This window comes from Alphaproteobacteria bacterium LSUCC0396, assembly GCA_041228345.1.
Taxonomy (GTDB): domain Bacteria; phylum Pseudomonadota; class Alphaproteobacteria; order Puniceispirillales; family Puniceispirillaceae; genus UBA3439.
Genome location: CP166131.1, coordinates 1,751,404 through 1,776,134 on the forward strand (window position 1 = coordinate 1,751,404; position 24,731 = coordinate 1,776,134).

At 52.0% G+C, this 24,731-nt stretch carries 20 protein-coding genes; 14 read left to right on the top strand and 6 right to left on the bottom strand.

Going from position 1 to position 24,731, the window contains the following annotated elements:
- The first annotated feature begins 83 nt into the window (after window positions 1-83).
- The 5 genes from AB8881_08450 to AB8881_08470 all read left to right on the top strand — a co-directional run bounded on the left by AB8881_08450 (window position 84) and on the right by AB8881_08470 (window position 4,990).
- Window positions 84-818 (top strand): class II aldolase/adducin family protein, encoded by a 735-nt coding sequence (locus AB8881_08450; GenBank protein XDZ62579.1) that lies wholly within the window; start codon window positions 84-86, stop codon window positions 816-818.
- 164 nt (window positions 819-982) lie between these two features.
- Entirely contained in the window at window positions 983-1,990 is a 1,008-nt protein-coding gene (locus AB8881_08455; GenBank protein XDZ64537.1) for a glycine betaine ABC transporter substrate-binding protein, read from the top strand.
- A 78-nt stretch (window positions 1,991-2,068) separates the two neighbouring features.
- Window positions 2,069-2,959 carry an ABC transporter permease gene (locus AB8881_08460; GenBank protein ID XDZ62580.1) on the top strand — a complete coding sequence of 297 codons (891 nt, stop codon included), beginning with the start codon at window positions 2,069-2,071 and terminating at the stop codon, window positions 2,957-2,959.
- On the top strand, window positions 2,952-3,998 hold the full coding sequence (locus AB8881_08465) for a glycine betaine/L-proline ABC transporter ATP-binding protein (GenBank protein XDZ62581.1): 1,047 nt from the start codon (window positions 2,952-2,954) through the stop codon (window positions 3,996-3,998). Before AB8881_08460 ends, AB8881_08465 begins: the two co-directional genes overlap by 8 nt.
- Window positions 3,995-4,990 carry an Ldh family oxidoreductase gene (locus AB8881_08470; GenBank protein XDZ62582.1) on the top strand — a complete coding sequence of 332 codons (996 nt, stop codon included), beginning with the start codon at window positions 3,995-3,997 and terminating at the stop codon, window positions 4,988-4,990. The genes AB8881_08465 and AB8881_08470 overlap by 4 nt, the downstream gene beginning before the upstream one ends.
- A gap of 92 nt (window positions 4,991-5,082) precedes the next feature.
- On the opposite strand, the gene pckA is transcribed toward AB8881_08470, so the two are convergent.
- Window positions 5,083-6,711: a phosphoenolpyruvate carboxykinase (ATP) gene (gene pckA, locus AB8881_08475; GenBank protein XDZ62583.1), complete on the bottom strand. Its 1,629-nt coding sequence runs from the start codon at window positions 6,709-6,711 to the stop codon at window positions 5,083-5,085.
- 170 nt (window positions 6,712-6,881) lie between these two features.
- Window positions 6,882-7,784: a hypothetical protein gene (locus tag AB8881_08480; GenBank protein ID XDZ62584.1), complete on the bottom strand. Its 903-nt coding sequence runs from the start codon at window positions 7,782-7,784 to the stop codon at window positions 6,882-6,884.
- Window positions 7,785-7,966: 182 nt separating this feature from the next.
- On the opposite strand from AB8881_08480, the gene AB8881_08485 reads away from it, so the two are divergent.
- Window positions 7,967-9,493: a CoA-acylating methylmalonate-semialdehyde dehydrogenase gene (locus tag AB8881_08485; protein ID XDZ62585.1), complete on the top strand. Its 1,527-nt coding sequence runs from the start codon at window positions 7,967-7,969 to the stop codon at window positions 9,491-9,493.
- 115 nt (window positions 9,494-9,608) lie between these two features.
- On the opposite strand, the gene uraD is transcribed toward AB8881_08485, so the two are convergent.
- Window positions 9,609-10,127 (bottom strand): 2-oxo-4-hydroxy-4-carboxy-5-ureidoimidazoline decarboxylase, encoded by a 519-nt coding sequence (gene uraD / locus AB8881_08490; protein ID XDZ62586.1) that lies wholly within the window; start codon window positions 10,125-10,127, stop codon window positions 9,609-9,611.
- A gap of 157 nt (window positions 10,128-10,284) precedes the next feature.
- Here uraD and uraH point away from each other — a divergent pair, with 157 nt between their 5' ends.
- The 7 genes from uraH to AB8881_08525 all read left to right on the top strand — a co-directional run bounded on the left by uraH (window position 10,285) and on the right by AB8881_08525 (window position 18,280).
- Window positions 10,285-10,644, top strand: coding sequence for a hydroxyisourate hydrolase (gene uraH / locus AB8881_08495; GenBank protein ID XDZ62587.1), 360 nt, complete (start codon window positions 10,285-10,287; stop codon window positions 10,642-10,644).
- A 12-nt stretch (window positions 10,645-10,656) separates the two neighbouring features.
- A complete protein-coding gene (xdhA, locus tag AB8881_08500) occupies window positions 10,657-12,159 on the top strand; it encodes a xanthine dehydrogenase small subunit (protein ID XDZ62588.1) in 1,503 nt (500 codons plus the stop codon).
- On the top strand, window positions 12,156-14,471 hold the full coding sequence (gene xdhB, locus AB8881_08505) for a xanthine dehydrogenase molybdopterin binding subunit (protein ID XDZ62589.1): 2,316 nt from the start codon (window positions 12,156-12,158) through the stop codon (window positions 14,469-14,471). The genes xdhA and xdhB overlap by 4 nt, the downstream gene beginning before the upstream one ends.
- Window positions 14,464-15,429, top strand: a complete 966-nt coding sequence (gene xdhC / locus AB8881_08510) for a xanthine dehydrogenase accessory protein XdhC (GenBank protein ID XDZ62590.1) — start codon at window positions 14,464-14,466, stop codon at window positions 15,427-15,429. Before xdhB ends, xdhC begins: the two co-directional genes overlap by 8 nt.
- A gap of 120 nt (window positions 15,430-15,549) precedes the next feature.
- Complete coding sequence (locus AB8881_08515) at window positions 15,550-16,776, top strand: urate hydroxylase PuuD (protein XDZ62591.1); 1,227 nt, start codon at window positions 15,550-15,552, stop codon at window positions 16,774-16,776.
- Between the two features lie 41 nt (window positions 16,777-16,817).
- The gene (gene puuE / locus AB8881_08520) at window positions 16,818-17,732 is read left to right on the top strand and encodes an allantoinase PuuE (GenBank protein XDZ62592.1); all 915 of its coding nucleotides are present in this window, start codon (window positions 16,818-16,820) and stop codon (window positions 17,730-17,732) included.
- 44 nt (window positions 17,733-17,776) lie between these two features.
- Entirely contained in the window at window positions 17,777-18,280 is a 504-nt protein-coding gene (locus AB8881_08525) for an ureidoglycolate lyase (GenBank protein XDZ64538.1), read from the top strand.
- On the opposite strand, the gene AB8881_08530 is transcribed toward AB8881_08525, so the two are convergent.
- Window positions 18,277-19,692 (bottom strand): 8-oxoguanine deaminase, encoded by a 1,416-nt coding sequence (locus tag AB8881_08530; protein ID XDZ62593.1) that lies wholly within the window; start codon window positions 19,690-19,692, stop codon window positions 18,277-18,279. The genes AB8881_08525 and AB8881_08530 overlap by 4 nt on opposite strands.
- 219 nt (window positions 19,693-19,911) lie before the next feature.
- Window positions 19,912-21,243: a uracil-xanthine permease family protein gene (locus AB8881_08535; protein ID XDZ62594.1), complete on the bottom strand. Its 1,332-nt coding sequence runs from the start codon at window positions 21,241-21,243 to the stop codon at window positions 19,912-19,914.
- A gap of 442 nt (window positions 21,244-21,685) precedes the next feature.
- Here AB8881_08535 and AB8881_08540 point away from each other — a divergent pair, with 442 nt between their 5' ends.
- Complete coding sequence (locus AB8881_08540; protein ID XDZ62595.1) at window positions 21,686-22,660, top strand: quinone oxidoreductase; 975 nt, start codon at window positions 21,686-21,688, stop codon at window positions 22,658-22,660.
- A 128-nt stretch (window positions 22,661-22,788) separates the two neighbouring features.
- On the opposite strand, the gene xsc is transcribed toward AB8881_08540, so the two are convergent.
- Window positions 22,789-24,567: a sulfoacetaldehyde acetyltransferase gene (xsc, locus tag AB8881_08545; GenBank protein XDZ62596.1), complete on the bottom strand. Its 1,779-nt coding sequence runs from the start codon at window positions 24,565-24,567 to the stop codon at window positions 22,789-22,791.
- Window positions 24,568-24,731 lie beyond the last annotated feature (164 nt).

Sequence of the window (24,731 nt, forward strand, 5' to 3'; positions counted from 1 at the left end):
TGATCTGTTCGGCTGGAATGGGGCAGTTTTGGTTAGGTGGACCGGTAAATTCGAAAGAACCGTTTAACGACTTGGGGGTAAGAATGTCTCAAATAATCGTTGATATTGATGAGGCCCGCCGCGATCTTGCGGCGATTTTTCGCTGGTCGGCACGCGAATCAATGCATGAAGGCATCGCCAATCACTTTTCTTATGCGGTTTCGGATGATGGCCAGATTTTTCTGATGAACCCTTATGGTGTGCATTTTTCAAAAATGCGGGCCAGTGACCTGCTGCTGCTTGATGCGCGAAAAACACCGTCGGATTATGCCGAAACAGTTGACCCGACAGCATGGTGGATCCATGGGGCGATGCATCGTAACAATCCGCAGGCACGGTGCATCGTTCATTTGCATTCGCATTACGCAACGGCGCTCAGCGCGTTAAAAGATCCGAGCCTTTTGCCGGTCGATCAAACCAGCTGCCGGTTCTTTAACCGTGTTGCGGTTGACATCGGTTTTGACGGTATGGGACTGGATGACGAGGCTGAGCGGCTGTCGACCATTCTTGGCAACAAGCGTATGGTGATGATGGGCAATCATGGCTTCATGACGGTTGCCGAGTCCCCCGCCTTGGCATTTGATCTTGCATATTATTATGAGCGAGCTTGTAGGACTTATTTAACGGCGAGAGCATCGGGTTTGGAGTTATCTGTGCTACCTGACTCAATTGCTGAGAAAACTGCAAAACAATGGGAAATTCAGGATAGAACCGTTGACCAGCATTTGAGGGCAATCCGCACAATTCTGGACGACGAGGAGCCGGAATATCGCAGTTAATTAAATCAAAAAACCTCACAAACTGCAGAGTATCCAAACGGTCTAGGAGTTAGTGAATGATCGAGGCGCTATCTGTTGCAAAGATGTCGTCTACTGGACATTCTGATTGGAGTGATGTTAGCATCATCAAAATATACAAAAAAATACCCTTGGGAGGGATAACTATGAAGAATATTTTAATTGCCTCAGCGGTTGCTGTTGGAACAATTCTAGGGATCAGTGGGCAGGCATCTGCATCATGTGGGGCTGTGTCAATTGCAGAGATGAATTGGGCCTCCGCACAGCTACTGGCCAATGTCGATAAAATTATTTTAAGCAAAGGATACGGGTGTGAAGTTAGCATTGTTCCGGGTGATACGATGCCGACTTTCACTTCGATGAACGAAAAAGGAGTGCCTGACGTTGCGGGTGAAATGTGGATCAATGCTGTAGCCATTCCTCTTGAAAAAGCAAAATCTGAAGGACGGCTCCACACTGTTTCCGACCCAATTACAGGACTTGGTGAGGGGTGGTGGTTGCTTCCTCATACATTAGAAAAGCATCCTGAGTTAAAAACAGTTCAAGATATTTTGAAACGCCCTGATCTGTTTCCTCACCCCGAAGATCCTACCAAGGGTGGTTTCCATACTTGCCCGTCAGGTTGGGGTTGTCAGCTAGCAAATGCAAATCTGTTTCGCGCGTTCGAAATGGAAAAAAAGGGTTGGCGCCTGGTTGACCCGGGTTCAGCCGCTGGCCTCGACGCGTCAATTGCAAAGGCCTCAGACCGCAAGCAAAATTGGTTTGGATATTATTGGTCGCCAACCTCAATCGTTGGAAAATACAGTTTGAACATGATGGATTTCGGGATTCAATTTGCTGGTAAAGATAATTGGGATAACTGCATAGTGAAGCCTGAGCAGGAATGTGCTGATCCTAAGCCATCATCCTGGACAAAGTCAGAAGTAAACACAGTTATTTCTGATGATTTCAAAAAACGCGCTGGTTCAGCTGTCAGTGATTATTTTGGAAAAAGAATTTTTCCAGGCCCAATTATGAACGCGACACTTTCGTATATGGCAGACCAACAAGCTACTGGTGAAGATGCTGCTATTGAATTTCTGCTAAAGCACGAAAACGTATGGAAAAATTGGGTGAGTGCTGATGCCGCTAAAAAAATCAAAGCTGGCCTCTAAGGTTATCATCTAAAGTAAATGAACGTCTGCTGGTTTTTACTGGCAGACGTTTTATCATTTTTCCTGAAAGGCGCTGATATGGAATTTTTCAATGAATTTCCAGAGATGGGGCGTGGCGATCTTCGCGATTTCAAGAAAGCCATAGATTTTGGGTTCCGAAGCTTTTCACGCGCGTACGGTGATGCGCTTGAGAGTTTTTTTGACCCGTTGTTGCAGTTTATGATTTGGTTTGAGAAGCTTCTGATCAATTCTCCTTGGCCAATTATTCTGGCTGTAATTGCTTTGCTGTCTTGGCTTGGCTCGCGGAGTTGGAAGCTAGTCTTTGGATCAGTCACCTGTTTCATTGTTATTGGCTATTTTGGCATGTGGGAAAACACTATGGCCACATTAGCTATCATTTCAGTTGCGACTTTAGTGTGCATCGGCCTCGGTATTCCTCTAGGCATCTGGATGGCAAAGTCAAACCGTGTTCAGGCGACCATTACTCCCGTGCTTGATGTAATGCAGACGATCCCAAGTTTCGTTTACCTGATCCCTGTGGTGATGTTACTGGGCATTGGTAAAGTGCCCGGATTGATTGCTGTCTGCATCTATGCAGCGCCGCCGATTGTCCGCCTGACCAATCTTGGCATCCGGCTTGTTGATGAAGAGGTGCTTGAGGCGTCTGATGCGTTTGGCGCGAACTACAAGCAACGGCTATGGGGGGTTCAGATCCCACTGGCGCTGCCGAATATTTTTGCTGGGGTAAACCAGACAATTATGATGGCGCTGGCGATGGTCGTGATTGCATCGATGATTGGTGTTCGCGGGCTTGGTGTCCCGGTTTTGCAGGCAGTCTCTAACCAATATCTTGCGCTTGGATTGATGAACGGCTTGGCCATTGTTGCCATCGCGATCATTTTTGACCGCGTTTCACAAAAATATGGCGAGCGCTTGCAGGCCTATCGCAAAGGAAACGGTAATGGCTGATACCAAAATTGAAATCAGAAACCTTTATAAGGTTTTTGGCAGTGACCCTGAAGCCGCGATGAAACATGTTCATGCTGGCCTGAGCAAGCAGGAATTGCTTGACCAGCACGGTCATGTTCTTGGTCTTCGTGACATTAATATCAAGATAAAGCCAAAGCGCATTCAGGTGATTATGGGCTTGTCCGGATCGGGAAAATCTACCCTGATCCGGCATATCAACCGGTTGATCGAGCCAACTGAAGGCGAAGTGATCGTCGATGGTGAAGATGTGTTGGCGATGTCGGCGGATGAATTACGCGAATTTCGTCGGCACAAGGCATCTATGGTGTTTCAGCGTTTCGGGCTTTTGCCGCATCGAACGGTATCGCAAAATGTCGCCTATGGCCTGAGCATTCAGGGTATTGCCGAGGCTGAAGCTGCTGAACGCAGCCAGCGTTGGATTGAACGGGTGGGATTGGCTGGGTTCGAACAGCATTTTCCGGCGCAGCTATCAGGCGGGATGCAACAGCGCGTTGGTCTAGCCCGTGCGCTTGCAACTGACGCTGAGATTCTGCTCATGGATGAGGCTTTCTCGGCACTTGATCCCCTGATCAGAACCGATATGCAGAACATTCTCCTCGATCTTCAGGAAGAGCTGCATAAAACCATTGTCTTTATCACCCATGATCTGGACGAGGCACTGCGGATCGGCGATGAGATTTCGATCCTGCGTGATGGTGAGGTGATCCAGCACGGTGACCCGCAATCGATCATCATGCGCCCGGCCGATGATTATATTTCTGACTTTATCAAGGATATTAATCGCGGCCGTGTGCTTGAGGTGCGGTCGATCATGGAAAAGGCAAACCGTGCGACGGGGCCTAAAATGGGCATTAAAACGCCGCTTGAGGATGCGTTGCAACAGCTGGTCAGTGCTGGCAAGGATAGTGGCGCGGTCATTGGTGATGATGGCAAGACAATTGGCAAGATCACAATGGCAAATGCCATAGCAGCGATGGCACGTCCTGATCGCGAAATAGAAGGGCAACGTTACAAGTGAGCACTCAAGAGATTAGCCTTGATAACATCTATGACCTTGCAAAAAAGGTCATGCTGGCAAACGGATGTGATACTGCAAATGCAGAAGCGCTGGCGGATATTGTCTGCCGCGCCGAACGGGATGGGTCGCATTCGCACGGGCTATTTCGAATTCCGGGATATGTAAAGGCACTGCGCAGCGGCAAGGTTGATGGTAAAGCTAAACCGACGATAAAACATCTGACGCCGGCGGTCATTCAAGTTGACGGTCATGGCTGTTTTGCGCCGCTGGCACAGGCGGTTGGCCTACCCATACTGGCTGAGGCGACAACCCAAATTGGTATCGCGGCCTTGTCGCTCGTCGGGGTTCATCACTTCGCCGCATTATGGCCGGAAACCGAATATCTGGCGGATCGCGGGTTGGTAGGCATCGCCTGTACCGCCTATATGCCAGCAGTGGCACCAGCCGGGTCAAAAGAGGCGCTTTTTGGCACAAACCCGCTGTCATTTGCATGGCCGCGTCCGGGTCATAATCCGGTTGTGTACGATATGGCGACAGCTTCGATGGCGATGGGTGATGTGCAGATTGCGGCGCGTGATGGCCGTGAGGTGCCGCTTGGAACAGGACTTGACGAGCATGGCGAGCTGACCACTGATCCGGCGGCGATTGCCAAGGGTGTGTTATTGCCATTTGGTGGCTATAAAGGCTCTGCGATTGCTCTGATGGTTGAGCTTTTGGCGGCAGGCATGACTGGTGAGCAGTTCAGTTTTGAGGCGCGCGAAACAGATAATAAGGATGGTGGGCCGCCGCGCGGCGGTGAATTGGTGATCGGGCTATCGCCAATGGTGATTGCTGGCGAAGGCTGGCAGGATCATGTTGAGGGGTTTGTGCAGAAAATGTCGGCCATTGAGGGCGTCCGTATGCCAGGGGCAAGACGCCATAAAAACCGGCTTGATACGGGGCCGCGGCAGATCAATAGCGCCCTTCTTGAGACCATCAACAGCCTGCTCTAACCGCAGGATAATCCGGGCATAAAAAAAGACGCTGACAGGACAGCGTCTTTTTTGCTTGGATCTTGTTGAAAAGAAGGTCTTTTAAATGCGCGTTAGCCTAGCTGTGGGCCAGCTGCAACCAGCGCCTTGCCAGCGTCAGTGTCAGTAAATTTCTCAAAATTTTCGACAAACAGACCACCAAGATGCCGCGCACGTTTTTCCCATTCGGCCGGATCATCATAGCTTGAGCGTGGATCCAAAACCGTTGCATCAAGCCCGGCCAGTGTTTTTGGCATTCTTAAATTAAAGATTGGCAGAGTTTCGGTTTCGGCATTGTCGAGTTCGCCGTCAAAAATAGCGTTGATTAATGCGCGTGTGTTTGCCAATGAGATACGCTTGCCTTGGCCGTTCCAGCCAGTATTGATCAAAAAGGCCTTAGCGCCCGCATTGCGCATGCGGTTGTTCAAAACCTCGGCATAAACCGTTGGGTGTAGGGTTAGGAAAGCGGCACCAAAACAGGCTGAAAAGGTCGGCTGATGTTCGGTCATACCGCGTTCCATACCTGCCATCTTTGCGGTAAAGCCAGAAAGGAAGTGGTATTGCGTTTCCGCATCATCAAGGATGGAAACAGGCGGTAAAACACCGAACGCGTCGGCGGTCAGGAATAGCACATGCTTGGCGTGCCCTGCTTTTGATACCGGCTGAACAATGTTGTCGATATGATAGATTGGATAGGATACGCGGGTGTTCAGGGTTAGGCTGGTATCACTGAAATCAACCTTGCCATCGGCGTCGACCATCACGTTTTCCAGCAACGCATCGCGGCGGATCGCGCGGTAAATTTCTGGCTCACTGGCCTCGCTTAGATCGCTGGTCTTTGCATAGCAACCGCCCTCAAAATTAAAGATGCCATCATCATCCCAACCATGTTCATCATCGCCGATTAGGCTGCGGTTTGACGAGGCTGACAAGGTGGTTTTGCCGGTGCCTGAAAGGCCAAAGAACAGCGCAACATCGCCGTCGGCCCCGCAATTTGCCGAACAATGCATCGACGCAATGCCCTTTTGCGGCAACAGGTAATTCATCACCGAGAAAAGGCCTTTCTTCATTTCGCCGCCATACCAGCTGCCCCCGATAAGCTGCATCCGCTCGGTCAGGTTAAAGGCTACAAAGGTCGGCGAATTCATGCCATGACGCTCCCAATCAGGATTGGTTGTCATTGAGGCATTAACTACAGTGAAATCCGGCGTGAAATCGGCTAGCTCTTCATCGCTTGGCCGGATAAACATATTTTTGACGAAATGCGCCTGCCAGGCAACTTCCATAACAAAGCGCACCTTCATACAAGTGTCTTTGTTGGCACCACAAAATCCGTCTACAATATAAAGTTTTTTGCCGCTTAGCTGTTTGGCGGCAAGGGCTTTTAGATCATTCCAGACGGCGGTATCAATTGGCTTATTGTCATTTTTTGTGCCATTGCCGTTCCACCAGTAGCTGTCGCGGGTGGTCTCATCCTTAACGATGAATTTGTCCTTCGGTGAGCGGCCGGTATATTCGCCGGTTAGAACATTAACTGCACCAAGTTCGGTGAGATAGCCTCGCGCAAACCCTTCGAGACCAGGCTGAAGTTCGTCCTCATAGAGCTGATCATATGATGGGTTGTAAACAATTTCTTTAACGTCAGAAATACCGATAGATGACAGGAATTTTTCCACGAGTACAGCGCTCTCAAATTGTTGCATGGGGCTCTGGCGACTATGGCCATAGGAGTTGTAGCCCCCTAATCCGGGGCCGAAAACAGCGACAATTATTAAGGTTCTGTGAACAGGTTGTCAATCCGCAAGGCGGTACAGAATGGCCTCGCTAGCCGGTGATTTTTAACGATGGATTGATCCGTTGAATCGCGGCTGGATTAATCCAGCAATACCATGATGATCGACAGCGCCAAAAGGCCCATCGCGGCCAATTCGAGACGGCTGACACGCTCTTTAAAATAGAGAATTGAAAAGCCGATGCTAAACAGCAATTCGACCTGACCAACTGCGCGAACAGGTGCAACCTCGTGGTTCAAAAAGGCGGCAAACCAGCAAATGCTGCAAATCGCCGCCCAGACGCCAGCCATTGCACCGCCGCGCCATTCAACAAAGCTAGCAATGAATTCCCCCCGCTTTACAACGTAAAGATAGCCACCAAAGCAAACTGCCTGAATTGTTACACCAATTGCCGCTGCATAGATCGCGTTGCTTAAAAGGCTGCCCCCGGTCATGGCCTGCATTGCCGCCCCATAGGACACGGTACAAAAGCCCAGAAAGGCACCGGCAGCAAGGCCGATTGCCATTTGCCGGCTCATAATGCTTTGCCGGACATTGGAAAGTGACAGGTTGGTTTTCACCAGTGCCAGCATCACAGTTGCAAACACACCAAGCGCAATGGCAAAACCGGTTTGTACTGTCACCACGACGCCGAGAATCAATGCCTCAAAAATAGCCGTTTGCAAAACTTCGGTTTTAGAAAAAGCCACCGCAGCGGCAAAGGAACGATGGCTAAAGAGTTGGACCAAAAGAACGGTGAAAATCACCTGCGTCAGGGCGGCGATATTTATCCATGCCCAAAAGGTAAATGGCAAACCCGCCAGCGAAGCGCCGGTGAGTCCAGTATAGAAAATGAGGCATAGCCACGCAATCGGACAGGCATAGGAAAAACGGATATATGCGGCGCCATAGCTGCCTAGCGGTGCCACCATACGCCGCTGAACAGCGGTGCGAAGCGCCTGTGTTGCGGCCGCCAAAACGGCAAATAATACCCAAATTTCCATAGTTTCTTATACAGCCAATCTGGCTGCCGCCAAGCGTTGTTTTCTAAAAACCGGAAAAATGCATCCGAGGTACACGCCATCGCCATTCGACAGCGCCGCGCTTGTCAATCTTGCCTTTGCGAAAAAAAAGCGTAATCTGAACAAGATTTTTCAGACAAACTGTTACAGATAACCCGCTGCTGATGCAGAGGTTAAAAGAGGCAATGATGATGGATATGCATTTTATCAAGGGCGCAACTTTAGCTGGCACTAGTGGCCGGTCGCAGGATGTGTATAACCCAGCGACTGGCGTGGTCATTTCGTCAGTGCCGCTTGCCAGTGCCGCCGAGGTCGATGCGGCTGTTGCTGTGGCCAGGGCCGCCTTGCCGGACTGGGCGAATACCCCGCCGGCCAAGCGTGCGCAGGTAATGTTCAAATTCCGTGAATTGATTGTCCAGAATCTTGGCACGATTGCCGAAATGATCTCATCCCAGCATGGCAAGACGCTTGATGATGCCAAGGGCGAGGTGTCGCGCGGGCTTGAAGTTGTCGAATTTGCCTGCGGTATCCCGCATTTGCTGAAAGGTGATTATTCAGCGCAGGTCGCAGGCGCGGTCGATAGCTATTCGCTGCGCCAGCCGGTTGGTGTTGTTGCGGGTATTACCCCGTTCAACTTTCCGGCGATGGTGCCGATGTGGATGTTCCCGATGGCGCTTGCTTGCGGCAATACATTTATCTTAAAGCCGTCCGAGCGTGATCCGGCGGCGCCTCTTTATCTGGCGCAATTGCTGACTGAGGCTGGTCTGCCTGATGGCTGTATGAATGTGGTGAATGGCGATAAAGAGGCGGTTGATGCGCTGTTGGATCATCCGGATGTTGCTGCGATCAGCTTTGTCGGTTCAACCGCAATTGGCAAATATATCTATGGCCGTGGATGCGCGAATGGCAAGCGTGTGCAGGCTTTGTGTGGTGCCAAGAATCACATGATCATCATGCCTGATGCCGATATGGATCAGGCCGTTGATGCGGCGATGGGCGCGGCTTATGGGTCGGCTGGTGAACGTTGTATGGCGATTTCTGCAGTGCTTGCGGTTGGTGATGACACGGCTGACCGGTTTGTGTCGGCACTAGCCCCAAAAGTACGCGCTTTGAAAATTGGCCAATATGATGAGGCAGGGGTCGAAATGGGGCCAGTGATCACGCGCGAGTCGAAAGACCGGATCACTGATTACATCAATCAGGGTGAGGCCGATGGCGCTGAAGTTGTTGTCGATGGTCGCGGTCTGTCATTGCAGGGCTATGAAAACGGGTTTTTTGTCGGTGGTACGCTGCTGGATCATGTAACGGCGGATATGTCGGTTTACCGTGATGAAATTTTCGGTCCTGTTCTGTCAGTTTTGCGCCCAAAGACCTATGAAGAGGCGGTTGGCCTGGTCATGAGCCATGAATATGGAAACGGCACCGCGATTTTTACCCGTGACGGTGATGCCGCTCGTGAATTTGCCAATAATGTGAATGTCGGCATGGTCGGGGTGAATGTGCCGATCCCTGTGCCGGTTGCCTATCATAGTTTTGGCGGCTGGAAAGCCTCGATGTTTGGCGATCATTCGATCCATGGCATGGAAGGTGTGCGCTTTTACACCAAATTGAAAACCGTTACGGCGCGCTGGCCTAGTGGGATTAAGGAAGGCGCCGTATTCAATTTCCATTCGGGCAGCGAAACCAAATAAATCCCGATAAATCCCCACAAATATTATGACATATGCTGGGGCTGGGGCCGGCCGGTAAGGCAGGTAGCGGTCAAAATCACGAACAATTCAAGCCCGCGGTCACATGGCTGCGGGCTTATTCTTTGGCAAGCTGTTCGAGGCGTAGCCGCGCAATCTTATGCACCTGGCCAAGTGCGGTGGCGAATTCCGCATCGGCATTTTGCGTAATGCGTTGCTGAAAAGCCGATAATATGGTTGCCCGATCAAGCCCGCGAACGGCGATAATAAAAGGGTGGCCAAATTTTTCGCCATAGCGCGTGTTTAAATCCTGAAAAGCGGCAAATTCGTCGGCGCTACATTGATCAAGCGCCGCGCTGGCCTGCTCGGCGCTTGACGAAGCGGTTAGTGATCCGGCGATGGCCAATTTGCCAGCGAGTTCGGGATGCGCGCATAGCAGTTCCATCTGTTTGTCATAGCCGGCGGCATCAACGATATCTGCCATCCGTTTTGCCAGCACCGCTGGATCGGCGTCCAGCCGGTCAACGCCCATGTCAAACAGCGTGCCAGCAACCCACGGCGAATGTTCGTAAATGCCGCCAAATGCCGCGATAAAATCGGCGCGAGATAACTCATGCGGTGCGGGTTTGATCATCATTTGGATCTCGCTCCAAGGGTGGAAAGGCTGGCCGAAACCGGACGCGCCTTAACGGTGACATATCATGCATGATGGCCAATTTGATTTGCAATAACAATGCATAACTGCCATCGTTAGATTGTGAAGTGCAAGGGTAAAGGCTGGTAGGTGAGGTGTAATGGGACGATTAACAACACATGTTCTTGATACGGCGCGTGGGTGTCCAGCCGTGGGCCTGGTAATTGATCTGTTTCGTCTTGACGGCGCGGATGACAAAGCCGTTCTGATAAAAACCACCGAAACCAACAATGATGGCCGATCTGATGCGCCGTTGCTGGATGGCGAGGCGTTGCAAAAAGGACGATATCAGTTGCTGTTTCGGGTGGCGGCCTATCTTCGGCGTGCCGGAGATGATCTTCCCGAAATTCCGTTTCTTGATGATGTTGTCATCAACTTTGGTATTGATAATCCGACACAGCATTATCACGTCCCGTTATTACTATCAGCCTACGGTTATTCAACATATCGCGGCAGCTAGACCGGAGGACCAATGCGAGATGAAATCCGCTTTGTTTTAAACGGCAAAATTCAGCGTGTTGCTGGCTGTGCTGGCGATCTTACCTTGTTGCAATGGTTGCGCGAACAGGCGCATTTGCGGGGCACTAAAGAGGGGTGCGCCGAGGGGGATTGCGGTGCCTGTACGGTTGCAATGGCGCGCAAATACGGCATTGGCAAGCTTGAATATCGGCCGGTTAATGCGTGTATTTTATTTCTTGGCATGATTGATGGGGCGGCAATCCGCACGGTCGAAGGTCTGGCAGACCAAGACGGTAATCGACACCCTGTGCAAACTGCAATGATCAATGCTGATGCATCGCAATGTGGCTTTTGCACGCCGGGGTTTGTTATGTCGCTTTATGCTGCATGGCAAAATGGCAATGGCCTTGCACCGGATGATATTGACAATACGCTGGCTGGTAACCTTTGCCGTTGTACTGGTTATCGATCGATTGTGGCGGCAGCGACGACGCTGGACCGTGCCAGAAATCCGGATATGAGAAATTCCGATATGGGAAATCCGGATATGGAACATGATGGGGCAATGCTGGTGGCACTTAAAAATATGCCGGATGGCGCAGCCGATCTGTGCCTTGGCGATCAGTCTTGCCAGTTCCTTGCACCAGCGACCCGTGCCAGTTTTGCCGAGGCCTATGCCAAAAATAGCGCGGCGACGATTGTTAGTGGGGCAACCGATATTGGGCTGTGGGTAACAAAACAGCATCGCAAGCTGGGCTGTATGATCTGGACGGGCGGTGTTGCCGGATTTGGGCAGATTGACGATGATGGTGATATGCTGCGGATCAACCCCGCGGTTACGCATCAGCAATTGCTGCAGCGGATTGCTGATGATGCGCCTGAAATTGCCGAATTGCTGCGCCGTTTTGGGGCGCTTCAGGTACGGAGCAGTGGCACGGTCTGCGGCAATGTTGCGAATGCATCGCCGATTGGTGATTTGCCGCCGGTGCTGATCGCGATTGGCAGTCAAATCGAGCTGAGTACCGCCCATAAGAGTCGTAGTTTTGATCTGGAAAATTTCTTTCTTGAATATGGCAAGCAGGATCGCCGCGTCGGTGAGTTCGTCTCGGCGGTGATAATACCGCGCGGGCCACACCCCCATCTTCGCTGTTATAAAATATCGAAACGGTTTGATCAGGATATTTCAGCGGTGATGCTGGCGGCAAATATGCGCGTTCGTGATGGGGTGATTGATCATGTCCGCCTTGCCTTTGGTGGCATGGCCGGAATTCCAAAACGGGCACAAGCTGCCGAGGCCAAACTTGTCGGAAAGCCGCTTGATGTCGCATATTTCAGGGAAGCGGCAACGGCGCTGCCAGATGATTTTACCCCGCTTTCGGATATGCGCGGTTCGGCAGAATACCGGATGCTAACGGCGCAGAATCTGCTGATGAAATATGGGCTTGAATTAGTTTCGGGCAAATCAATGCGGCTTGCCGGAGATGGGCTGACCGCCGGATTGGAGGGCTGGCGATGACCCGGCGCATCACCGGTGATATTCAGACATCACAGCATCATGACAGTGCAGCAAAGCACGTGTCCGGCGAGGCGGTTTATGTTGATGACATCGCAGTTCCAGCAAATTGCCTGACGGTGCTGATCGCTCAAAGCCCCCATGCCCATGCGCGCATCACCCATATGGATTTATCTGCGGTGGCCGCAGCACCGGGAATTGTGGCGGTGATGAGTGCGACCGATATTCCCGGGGTCAATGATTGTGGTCCGATAATCCATGATGATCCGGTCTTTGCCAGTGATGAGGTTTGCTATGTCGGGCAGTCGGTATTTGCCGTTGCCGCAGTTAATATGGCGGCTGCACGGGCGGCGATCAGTCTTGCACAAATTGCGTATGAGCCATTGCCGGCAATTTTGACGATTGATGCAGCGATGGCTTCGGGCTCGTTGCTTGGCCCGCCAAGTGAAATGATCAAGGGCGATAGCGCGGCCGCGCTTGTGGCGGCAACGCACCAGCTAAAGGGACGGCTTTGTGCTGGCGGGCAAGAGCATTTTTATCTTGAGGGTCAGGCGGCATTGGCAATCCCCGGTGAAGATGGTGATATACATCTATTCTGTTCAAGCCAGCACCCAAGTGAGATCCAGCATAAAACTGCCGAAATGCTGGGCCTTGCCAATCATGCGGTGACAGTGGAAACGCGGCGTATGGGCGGGGCCTTTGGCGGCAAGGAAAGTCAGGGAAATCTACCGGCGATGACTGCGGCATTGGCCGCGCATTTAACCGGCCAACCAGCCAAAACCATCTATGACCGTGATGATGATTTCATGCTAACGGGCAAACGCCATGATTGCCGTATTGATTATCATGTTGGCTTTGATGATGAAGGCCGCGTTCTGGCGGTTGAGTTCGAGCAGGCACTTCGCTGTGGCATGTCGTGGGATTTATCGGCCGGTATTGCAGCGCGCGCAATGTGTCATGCTGATAATGCCTATGATATTCCGCATATGAAGATTACCAATTATTGCTGTTTGACACATACGCAATCAAATACGGCCTTTCGCGGATTTGGCGGGCCGCAGGGGATGCTTGGTATCGAACGGGTGATGGATGAGGTGGCGCATTATCTTGGCCTTGATCCTTTGCAGGTGCGCCAGCGCAATTTCTATCCCGAAAAAACCGCAAGCCATCATGGCGTTACCCCTTATGGCCAAACGGTCGAGGATTGCGTGATTCAGCCGATTGTGGATGAGCTGGTAAAAACGTCGGATTATGTTGCGCGCCGTGCTGACATTGCGGCGTTTAATGCTGCCAATCAATATGTCAAACGCGGCATTGCCCTGACGCCAGTGAAATTTGGCATTTCCTTTAACACGACATTCCTGAATCAGGCGGGATCATTGATCCATGTCTATAATGATGGCTCGGTGCAACTTAACCATGGTGGCACCGAAATGGGACAGGGGCTTTATATTAAGGTCGCGCAGATTGTCGCGCATGAATTTCAGATTGATGTTGAAAATGTCAAAATCACGCCGACCACAACTGGCAAGGTGCCGAATACGTCGGCAACCGCGGCGTCGTCGGGAACCGACCTAAACGGAATGGCGGCGATGCGCGCGGCGCGCGTGATAAAGCAACGCATTAGCAGTTTTCTGGCCGATCAGTATCAGACTGATCAGGCTGAGGTGGTTTTTGCTGATGGTGAGGTCCGTGTTGGGGGTGACCGGATGAGGTTTGCCGATGCTGTCAAGCGGGCCTATCTCGGACGGGTATCACTATCTGCAACCGGATTTTATGCGACACCAAAATTAAACTGGGATAAAGACCGAATGCATGGTCGGCCCTTTTATTATTTTGCCTATGGTGCCGCGGTATCGGAAGTGATTGTTGATCTGCTGACCGGTGAAAACCGGCTTGTGCGCGCTGACCTGCTGCATGATGTTGGAAAATCACTGAATCCGGCAATTGATTTAGGACAGATTGAAGGTGGGTTTTTGCAAGGGGTTGGCTGGCTGACCACCGAAGAATTAACCTGGGATTCTGATGGGCGCTTGAAAACGCACGCGCCGTCTACCTATAAAATTCCGGCCTGTTCGGACCGGCCGGCCGCGTGGCGGGTCGCGTTCTATGCAGATGGTGAGAATAGTGAAGACACGATCCATAAATCCAAGGCAGTTGGCGAGCCACCGCTGATGCTGGCAATCAGCAGTTGGCTGGCGCTATCTGATGCGCTGGCCGGTATCAAAGGAGCGGCTTATCCGGCGCTTGATGCACCGGCAACGCCCGAACGGATTCTGATGACGGCAAACCGGCTTGGAGCGCGGTTTGTCTAAGAATATGCCAATTGAGGGTGCGTCTGCTGGCTGGATTGGCGTCGCCCTTGGCCTGATCGAGGCGGGCGAGGATGTCGTGCTGGTCACGGTAACAGCTACGAAAGGTTCATCACCGCGCGATCACGGCACGCAAATGCTGATAACCGCCACTGATATCTGGCAGACTATTGGTGGCGGCGCGGTAGAGTTTGACGTTATGGCGCGTGCCCGAAAAATGCTTGGCGACCCAGCGCCTGACATGTGGCAGCGCCAGCATTTCACCGTTATTCTTGGGCCTGATATGGGGCAATGTTGCGGCGGACAGATGTCGTTATTGCTGGAAAAATTTACCGCAAAAGAGGCGGTTGATCTGGCTGTTTTAAAGACCGCAACTGATGCGGGCGCTGGCTTGTCGCACCCGCTCTGTGCCGGCATGGCCCTGCAAGTCTATACGCCGGCATTGCGGTCAGAGGCGGCGCTGTTTCACCTTCCAGCGCTGCCGCGACAGACACCTTTATTCATCTATGGCGCCGGTCATGTTGCCCGTGCATTGGTGCCGCGTCTTGGCGGTCTTGGGTTTGAGATTTTTCTTGTCGATATTGATCAGAGCCGGTTTCCCGACCGCCTAGATGGCGCTGCACAAATGCTGCTGGCAAAGTCGCCTGAGACAATCGCGCTGCACGCTCCTGAAGCGGCAGTTCATCTGGTGATGACCCATTCCCACGCCCTTGATGAGGCGATTTGTCTTCAGCTTTTAACGCGAGGTGATTTTGCGTTTCTGGGATTGATCGGGTCGAAAACGAAACGGGCGCGCTTTGTCTCACGGCTTGGCGCTGCCGGAATAGGCCCAGCGATGCTGGATTTGCTGACCTGCCCGATTGGTATTGATGAGATTAACGGAAAAAGCCCTGCCCATGTTGCTTTATCCATCGCGGCGCAGCTTGCGATCTGGCAAGAATTGAGGGATGCTGAGGCATAATATTAAAGGCTGATGCCGTTAAACGGCTGCTTTGGAAGGCTGCTTCTGCTGGGCTAAAAATCTGGGGCGAGGATCGAGATCGGCGGCAACTGGCCATGCTGAGACTGAGGGGGATGTCTAATGATGATCGACTATCTTTGGATGTGGTCAGAACTGGTTGTGCGGTGGGTGCATGTGATTGCCGGTATCGCCTGGATCGGGTCATCCTTCTATTTCATCGCGCTTGACCTTAGTTTGAAACCCGGGAGGGAATTACCCGATGAGGCGCATGGTCAGGCATGGCAGGTTCATGGCGGCGGGTTTTACAACATGGTGAAATATCTGGTCGCCCCTGCCAAAATGCCGGATGAGCTTACGTGGTTCAAATGGGAGGCTTACGGTACATGGATTTCTGGCATCGCGCTGATGAGCCTTGTTTATTACGGCGCAGCTAGCCTTTACATGATTGATCTGGAAATTCTGGATATCACTGAAGTGCAGGCGGTGATGATTAGCCTTGGCGGTATTGTAATTGGCTGGGCGATTTATGATGGGCTGTGCCGAAGCCCGCTGGGCCGCAGTGACGTGTGGCTGGCATTGGCGGGGTTTGGGTTTCTGGTTGCGTTGGCCTATGGCTATAGCCAGATTTTTTCGGCGCGTGGTGCCTTTATGCAGATGGGCGTTACCATCGGCACGATTATGGTTGCCAATGTCTTGATGATTATCATTCCCGGGCAAAGCAAAGTTGTGGTTGCGCTAAAGGCTGGTGAAACGCCCGATCCGCGTTATGGCGCACGCGGCAAACAACGCTCGCTGCATAATAATTATCTAACGCTACCGGTGATCTTTGTGATGATCGGCGGTCATTATCCGATGGTGTTTGCGACAGATTATGCGTGGGTTATTCTTGGCCTTGTGCTCGTGATTGGCGCGGTTATCAGGCATTTCTTTAACACCAAGCATAAGGGGCTGGCACCGCCTTGGTGGACGTGGATTGTGGCGGCAGTTCTGACTGGTTGTGCCATCATGCTCTCATCGTTTGGCGCACCGCAGGTAAAATATGATCAAACGGCGCATGCAACGCCTGAGGCACTGCATCACGCATCGGTTGAGCTGGTGATTGAACGCTGTGCCAGCTGTCATGCGCGCCGGCCGCAATGGGATGGTTTGGCCTTTGCACCAAAAGGTATCTATCTTGAAACCGAAAGTGATGTAGCGCGCCACGCCAATGATATCTTCTGGCAAGTATCAGCATCGCACGCGATGCCGCCCGGTCACGTAATCTGGGTTGAAGATGAAGAACGGGCAATGCTGTCGGCATGGCGGGATTTGGTCAATAGGGGGCAGGTATTTGCCGATCGTTCATAAATAAAACGGCGAATGAATAACGACGCTACGAGGATTTACAGATGCAGGATTACCCGCGTGATTTAATCGGATATGGTGCCACCCCGCCACAGGCTGCATGGCCGAACGGCGCGCGTGTTGCGGTTCAGTTTGTGCTGAATTACGAAGAAGGCGGGGAAAATACTGTGCTTCATGGCGATCCGGCATCCGAGGTGTTTCTATCTGAAATTATTGGTGCGGCGGCGTTTGAGGGCGCGCGGCATATGTCGATGGAATCAATTTATGAATATGGCTCGCGCGCAGGTGTCTGGCGAATTCTTGAGCTGTTTCGTCGACGCGGTTTGCCGCTGACTGTTTTTGCCGTAGCGATGGCGGCAGAGCGGCATCCAGATGTGATTGAGGCGGCGCTTGCTGATGGGCATGAAATTGCCGCGCATGGCTATCGCTGGATTAATTATCATGGCATGCCGGTTGCCGAAGAGCGCGCGCATATGCAAAAGGCAATTTCGATTCTTACCGATATTTGCGGAACGCGGCCGCTTGGATGGTATACGGGGCGAACATCAGAAAACACCCGCAATCTTGTCGCCGAAGACGGCGGGTTTGTTTATGATGCAGATGATTATTCGGATGATTTACCGTTCTGGTCTCGTCAGGTGAATGGCGCTCATTTGGTGGTGCCTTACACGCTGGATACAAATGATATGCGGTTTGCCACGGCACAAGGGTTTCATACTGGCGATCAATTTGCCCAATATCTGATTGACGCCTTTGATGTGCTGTATGCCGAAGGCGCCACCGCCCCTAAAATGCTGTCAATTGGGCTGCATTGCCGCCTGATCGGGCGGCCAGCCCGGTTTGCCGGATTGGTCAAATTTCTGGATCATATTATGGCGCATGACAAGGTCTGGGTGGCGCGGCGGATTGATATTGCCAATCACTGGATCGCAGCCCACCCCTATCAAGGAGCTCGCTGATGGGTGAGTTTGAAACGGGATCTGGTGCACCGGACATAACCGATATTAAAGAGTTGGAAATCCAGCCCCTTACCAAGGCCGGATTTGCCGCGTTTGGAACGGTAATTGAAACCGACGGGGCTAAAGAGATTGTCATTAATCAAGGCACTACAACACGGTTTGACGCGATGTCGGCGGTTGATGTGGCGGCTGAGGATGGCAAGCCCATCATTTCGCTGTTTCGGGGCCGGCGGCGGCCAGATCCGATTGAAATTCACCTAATGGAACGCCACCCCCTCGGCTCGCAGGCCTTCATGCCGCTTAGCCAGCAGGAGTGGTTAGTGGTCGTGGCGCATGGTAATACCGCAGATGACGGCCCTGATTTTTCTACTCTGGCCTGTTTTCGGGCGCGTGGTGATCAGGGGGTTAGCTATGATCGCGGCACATGGCATCACCCGCTATTGGTGTTGCAACCCGAACAGGATTTTCTGGTTATTGACCGCCAAGGCGGCGGGCATAATCTTGATGAGGTTTGGCATGATGGGCTGGCCGCGATTATCCGGATTTAGACGTTTTTAATCAAATCAGCAGTCATGGCGCGATGTTTGGCAAGCAGGTTGGGCATATCCATGCTGACAAGCTGTCCCTGATCAACAATGACCCGGCCATTGATAATGGTGTAGTTGGATTTGATCGGGCCACAAAATAACAGCCCCGCCAGCAAATCCCACTGGGCACCAGCAAAATCAATGCCGCTACAATCAAAGGCGGCAATGTCGGCAGCATAGCCCGGTGCCAACACACCAATATCATCACGGTTCAGCACCGCCGCCCCGCCCCTTGTCGCCAGTGCCAGCGCTTCGCGCGCGGTCATTGCATCACCGGTTTTCATCACCCGTTGCAACAGCATGGCTTGGCGGGCCTCATTCAGCATATGCGCGCTGTCATTCGATGCAGATCCATCGACACCAAGCCCAATTTTGACGCCAGCATCCAGCATTTCACGAACCGGCGCAATGCCACTCGACAAGCGCATATTAGAACAGGGGCAGTGGGCAACACAGGTTCCGGTGCGGGCAAATAAATCAATCTCGCCCGGGCTTAATTGAACACAATGCGCGTGCCAGACATCGTTGCCGGTCCATTCAACAGCCTCGATATATTCGCCCGGACGCATCCCAAAGCTGGCAACGCTATAGTCGATATCTTCCCTATTTTCGGCAAGATGTGTATGCAGGCCCACCTGATAGGCCCTTGCCATATGGGCAGTTTCGCGCATCAGATCCATGCTGACCGAAAAAGGCGAGCAAGGCGCCAGAGCCACCCTTTGCATGGCGTAACGATCGGCATTGTGGTGGCTTTCGATCAATCGTTGGCAATCGGCCAGAATAGACGGTTCAGCCTCGGTCAATTGGTCGGGCGGCAAGCCGCCATTCGACTCGCCAATACTCATCGAGCCGCGGGTGCCATGAAACCGCATTCCAATATCAGCGGCGGCGGCGAACGAATCATCAAGCCGTGCCCCATTTGGATAGAGATAAAGATGATCAGATGATGTTGTACACCCGCTCAAGACCAATTCGGCCATGCCTAATGCGTTTGACCAGTAAATATGTTCAGGCCCAAGATTAGACCAGATCGGATAGAGTGTTTGAAGCCAGCCAAATAGCGGCGCATTTTGCGCTGCTGGCACGGCGCGTGTTAGATTTTGGAACATATGATGATGCGTATTCACCATGCCCGGTATCACCACATGACCGGTCATGTCGATCACCATATCGGCGCTATCTGGCAGGCTGCCGCTATCACCAACAGCCTCGATCACCCCGTTGCGCGCAAACAAGCCCCCATTTCTAATCTCACTGCCACAATGATCGCCCGGACGGCCAACATGGCTTGCTGGCGGCTGCGACTGTGCGTCGAATGCCCCCATAGTGCATAATAAATCTGCATTTTTTAACAGAAGCGTTCTATCGGTCATATTCTATCCTGCTTTGCCACTGGTTCGGGGGGCGCCACTGATTCGGGGTGTGCTATCCATTTTGACGCGCTATTCATTTTTGCTTGGCGCAATCATGCCGCCAAACCTTGCGATCTGGCGGCATGATGATCTTTGCTTATAATGGCCTTGCAGGTTTGGTCCCGCAAGGCTCTTTTTTTTTCTAGCCGATATCCGCTTTATCAGTCGCTATCCGATTTATCAGTCAACATCTTCTGGGATCAACAGGTTCAAAATTACCGAAATCGCAGCAGCGGGTAGTAAGCCTGACACCATCAGCATTTCCAGCGAATCTGGCAGGTGCTGCATTGATTTTGGCACGGCCTGAAGGCCAAGACCGATTGAGAGTGACATCGCCAGAATAATCATGTTGCGACGGTTCCAGTTCACATCTGACAACATATTGATGCCAGCGCTGACCACCATCCCGAACATCACTATGACACCGCCGCCAAGCACCGAGATTGGCATCGCCGCGATGATGGCACCAACCTTTGGAATAAGGCCGCAAGCCACAAGGAACAGGGCACCAAGCGTAACAACGGAACGGCTCATCACACCGGTCATCGAGATCAGCCCAACATTCTGGCTAAAGGATGTGTTCGGCAAGCCGCCAAAAAGACCCGCAACAAAGCTGCCAAGACCGTCAGCATAAGTGCCGCCAGCCAGCTCTTTATCCGTGGCTTCGCGGTTTGCACCACCTTTGGCAATTCCGGAAATATCACCAACCGTCTCAATCGCACTGACAACCGACATCAGACACATGCCAATAATCGCATAGGCACTGAATTCAACGCCATATTTGAACGGTTGCGGGATGGCAAACCATGCCGCCTTTGCAACGCCGCCAAAATTGACCTGACCGGTTAGATAGCCAACGATGTAACCGGCGATCAGGCCGATCAGAATTGCCGCTGATGACATTGTGCCACGGGTGAAAAACTTGACGCCAAGCGCGACAAATATCACCACCAGAGCAAGGCCCCAACGGCTGAGATCACCCCATTCAGGCGCATTCATCTGAAGCGCTGCAGCACCGCCAGCCGCATATTTGATGCCAACAGGCAGCAATGCAAGGCCGATTGCAGTGATCACAATACCGGTTACCAGCGGCGGGAACCAATGGCGAATACGGCCAATAACACTGCCAAGGAAGGTGTGAAACAGGCCGGCAACAATCACCGCGCCAAACAGCGTGGCAATGCCACTGGTTTTGACAATGCCGATCATAATCGGAACGAAGGCAAAGCTAGTTCCCTGCATCACAGGTAATCTTGCGCCAACCGGACCAAAGCCGATTGTCTGGAATACGGTTGCGATGCCGGCAAATAGCATCGCCATTTGCACCAGAAACACCATATCTTCACCGCCAAACGCAAAGCCAGCAGCACCAGCGATGATAATCGATGGTGTTACATTGCTGGCAAACATTGCCAGAACATGCTGAATGCCAAGGGCCGTTCGCGGCCCAAGCGGTATTTCATAATTTGGATCTTTTAGTTGGTCGGACGTGCCAATATCTGTATTGGACATGCTAAATTTCCCCTTTAGTTGGCCAATAATCCAAAGCGTAGGGCGAAAAAGGCATACTGCAAGATAAATCGTACGGTTATCGCCAGAAAATTAGAAATTAAAATCATATTTTATCAGGATTTTAATAAATTTTTTCATGGATCATTTTGATGGTTTGACCCGGTCTAATCATCTGGCTAGCAATTTTGGTGAATAGGCAGTATGAGACGAACAGGATTGCACTTTAACGGTGGCGATCACCTAGACACCAAAACAGAAAAATATTGGAATACCAAAACAACCGAACACCAACGCATTCGAACGTCGGCACATTGGCATAGTAGGGCCGCGGCGTTCATCCAAGCAAACACGTCAGGTGGCGCGCTAATCGAGGGTCAATTTGAATCCGATCAAGGCCCGATCAAAACCAATGAAATAAATATAGTGATCAAGGAGACAGGAAATGGGTTATGCAATGGCAGCCGCCAAACCGGGCGGATCTGAGGTTCTTCATAAAATTGATCTGGGCGATTTGACGCCAGGCGCCAATGAAGTGCTGATCAAACATGATGCAATTGGTATCAATTTCCTCGATATCTATATCCGCCGGGGCGCTTATCCATGGCCGGTTGAAAATGACCTAATTCTTGGGTCTGAAGGTGCAGGGGTCATCGAGGCAGTGGGCAATGAGGTGACTGGTCTGGCGGTTGGTGATCGGGTTGGTTACACGCTGGCGAATGGCGCCTATGCAACGCACCGGCTTATTGACTCTGCCTATGTTGTCAAATTGCCGGATAATGTGCCAAGCGATCTAGCGGCATCAATCATGCTAAAGGGGCTTACCGTTGCCTATCTGATCCATGACAGCTTTGCCGTCAAACCGGGTGATACTGTGCTGTTTCATGCGGCGGCTGGCGGCGTTGGCCTGATTGCAGGTCAGTGGCTAAAGGCGATTGGGGCGACCACGATTGGTACCGCTGGCGGTGCAGAAAAATGCGCGCTGGCAAAGGAAAACGGCTTTGATCACGTGATTGATTACACAACCACCGATTTTGAGGCGGAAGTGATGCGTCTGACCAACGGGGTGGGTGTGGATGTGGCCTATGACTCTGTTGGGAATGACACGATGGCGCGTAGCATCACCTCAACCAAGCGGCGTGGCACGATCATCGCTTTTGGCCAATCATCTGGTGCCTACGCCGATTTCAAGATCGGTGATCTTGCCAAGGGATCATATTATCTCAGCCGCCCAACCCTGTTTCATTTTGTTGGTGATCGTGCATGGCTTGATGCCGCGTCAGCAAAACTATTCAAGGTGGTGACCGACGGTACGATTGATGTCTCGATCAACCAGCGTTTTGCGTTGGAAGACGTGGCTAAGGCGCATGATGCGTTAACTGGCCGTGCGACAACTGGCTGCACGGTCCTAACCGTTTAAACCGGATCTGAATTTCACAATCGGAAAAAAACTAGATGTAAAAAAGGGGCTGCCGGCGGCAGCCCCTTTTTTATTGTTAGCTATTTTGCAGCACATTTATTTGGTGGGCACGAAACCGCCCCAAAATATTATGCGCCTTGCTGTGGCCGCATATCGCTTGGGCTAATGCCGGCAACTGCGACTGGCTTTTTCATTGCATCGCGGCGGAACGGCTCGCCAAGCTCTTGGTTCAGCATCACTTCGATAAATGTGGTCACGCCATCATTCATCTGGGCGTCAACCGCCTTTGCCAGTGCGTCACGCAGCTCGTCCATCGTTGATACGGCAACACCTTCGACGCCGCACGCTTTGGCGATGCCAGCATATGAGACCTGCTGGTCAAGCTCGGTGCCAACAAAATTATCTTCAAACCAGAGGGTTGTGTTGCGCTTTTCGGCGCCCCACTGGTAATTGCGGAAAATAACCATGGTGATCGCTGGCCATTCTTCGCGGCCGATCGCTGACATTTCATTCATCGAAATACCGAAGGCACCATCGCCAGCAAATCCAACGACCGGCACATCGCGGCGACCAATTTTCGCGCCCATGATTGATGGCAGACCATAGCCGCACGGTCCAAACAGACCAGGCGCAAGATATTTACGGCCTTCTTCAAAAGTCGGATAGGCATTACCGATTGCGCAGTTATTGCCGATGTCAGAAGAAATGATCGCGTCCTTTGGCAGCGCTGACTGAATAGCGCGCCATGCCATGCGTGGAGACATTTTCTGTGGCTCACGACCGCGTGCACGCTCGTTCCAAGTTGTTCCCGGATCATCATCCTCATGATCGAGGGATGTGAGCTCTTGCGCCCATGCTGATTTCGTTGTGGCGATCAGTTCCTTGCGACTGCTGCGGTCGGTGTCACCAGCGGTGCTTGACAGCTTGCTTAATATGCTCGTCGCAACTTTCTTGGCATCGCCAACAATGCCGACAGTGACCTTCTTGGTCAGGCCAATACGATCGGGGTTGATATCAACCTGAATGATCTTGGCGTCTTTCGGCCAGTAATCAATGCCGTAACCAGGCAAGGTTGAGAACGGGTTCAGCCGCGTTCCCAATGCCAAAACAACATCTGCCTTGGCAATCAATTCCATGCCAGCCTTTGACCCGTTATAGCCAAGCGGGCCAGCAAAAAGCGGGTGCGAGCCGGGAAATGCATCATTATGCTGGTAACCACAGCAAACCGGCGCATCAAGACGCTCAGCCAGTTTCATTGACGCTTCGATGGCGCCACCGATTACCACGCCGGCACCGTTCAGCAATACAGGGAATTTGGCGTTTGACAGCATCTCAGCCGCTTGATTGATTGCATCTTCACCGCCTGATGGCCGCTCAAACTCAACGATGGCCGGCAGTTCAATGTCAATAACCTGTGTCCAGAAATCACGCGGGATGTTTATCTGGGCCGGTGCTGAGGCGCGCTTTGCCTGCAGGATGACACGGTTAAGCGTCTCGGCAATGCGCGATGGGTCGCGCACTTCTTCTTGATAAGCAACCATGTCTTTAAATAGGGCCATCTGCTCGACTTCTTGAAAGCCGCCTTGACCAAGCGTCTTGTTCGCCGCTTGTGGGGTGACCAACAATAATGGTGTGTGGTTCCAATAGGCGGTTTTAACAGGGGTTACAAAATTGGTGATGCCCGGGCCGTTCTGCGCAACCATCATCGACATTTTGCCGGTGGCGCGGGTAAAACCGTCAGCCATCATGCCTGCATTACATTCATGCGCGGCGTCCCAGAAGGTAATACCGGCCTGCGGAAAGAGATCAGAAATCGGCATCATGGCAGAGCCGATAATGCCAAAAGCATTTTCAATGCCATGCATTTGCAGAACTTTTACAAACGCTTCTTCGGTTGTCATCTTCATGAGTTGTCACCCTGTCGTTACATCAAGTTACAGTTAAAACATATGGTCGTCAGTTATTTAGGCTCGATCAAGACAATCACGGCTTTGACAAAGCGTGCCTGATACGAACCGGAAACCCGAATTTCATGGTTGTACTATCATTTTTCGGCGAAGCCAAGCCGACT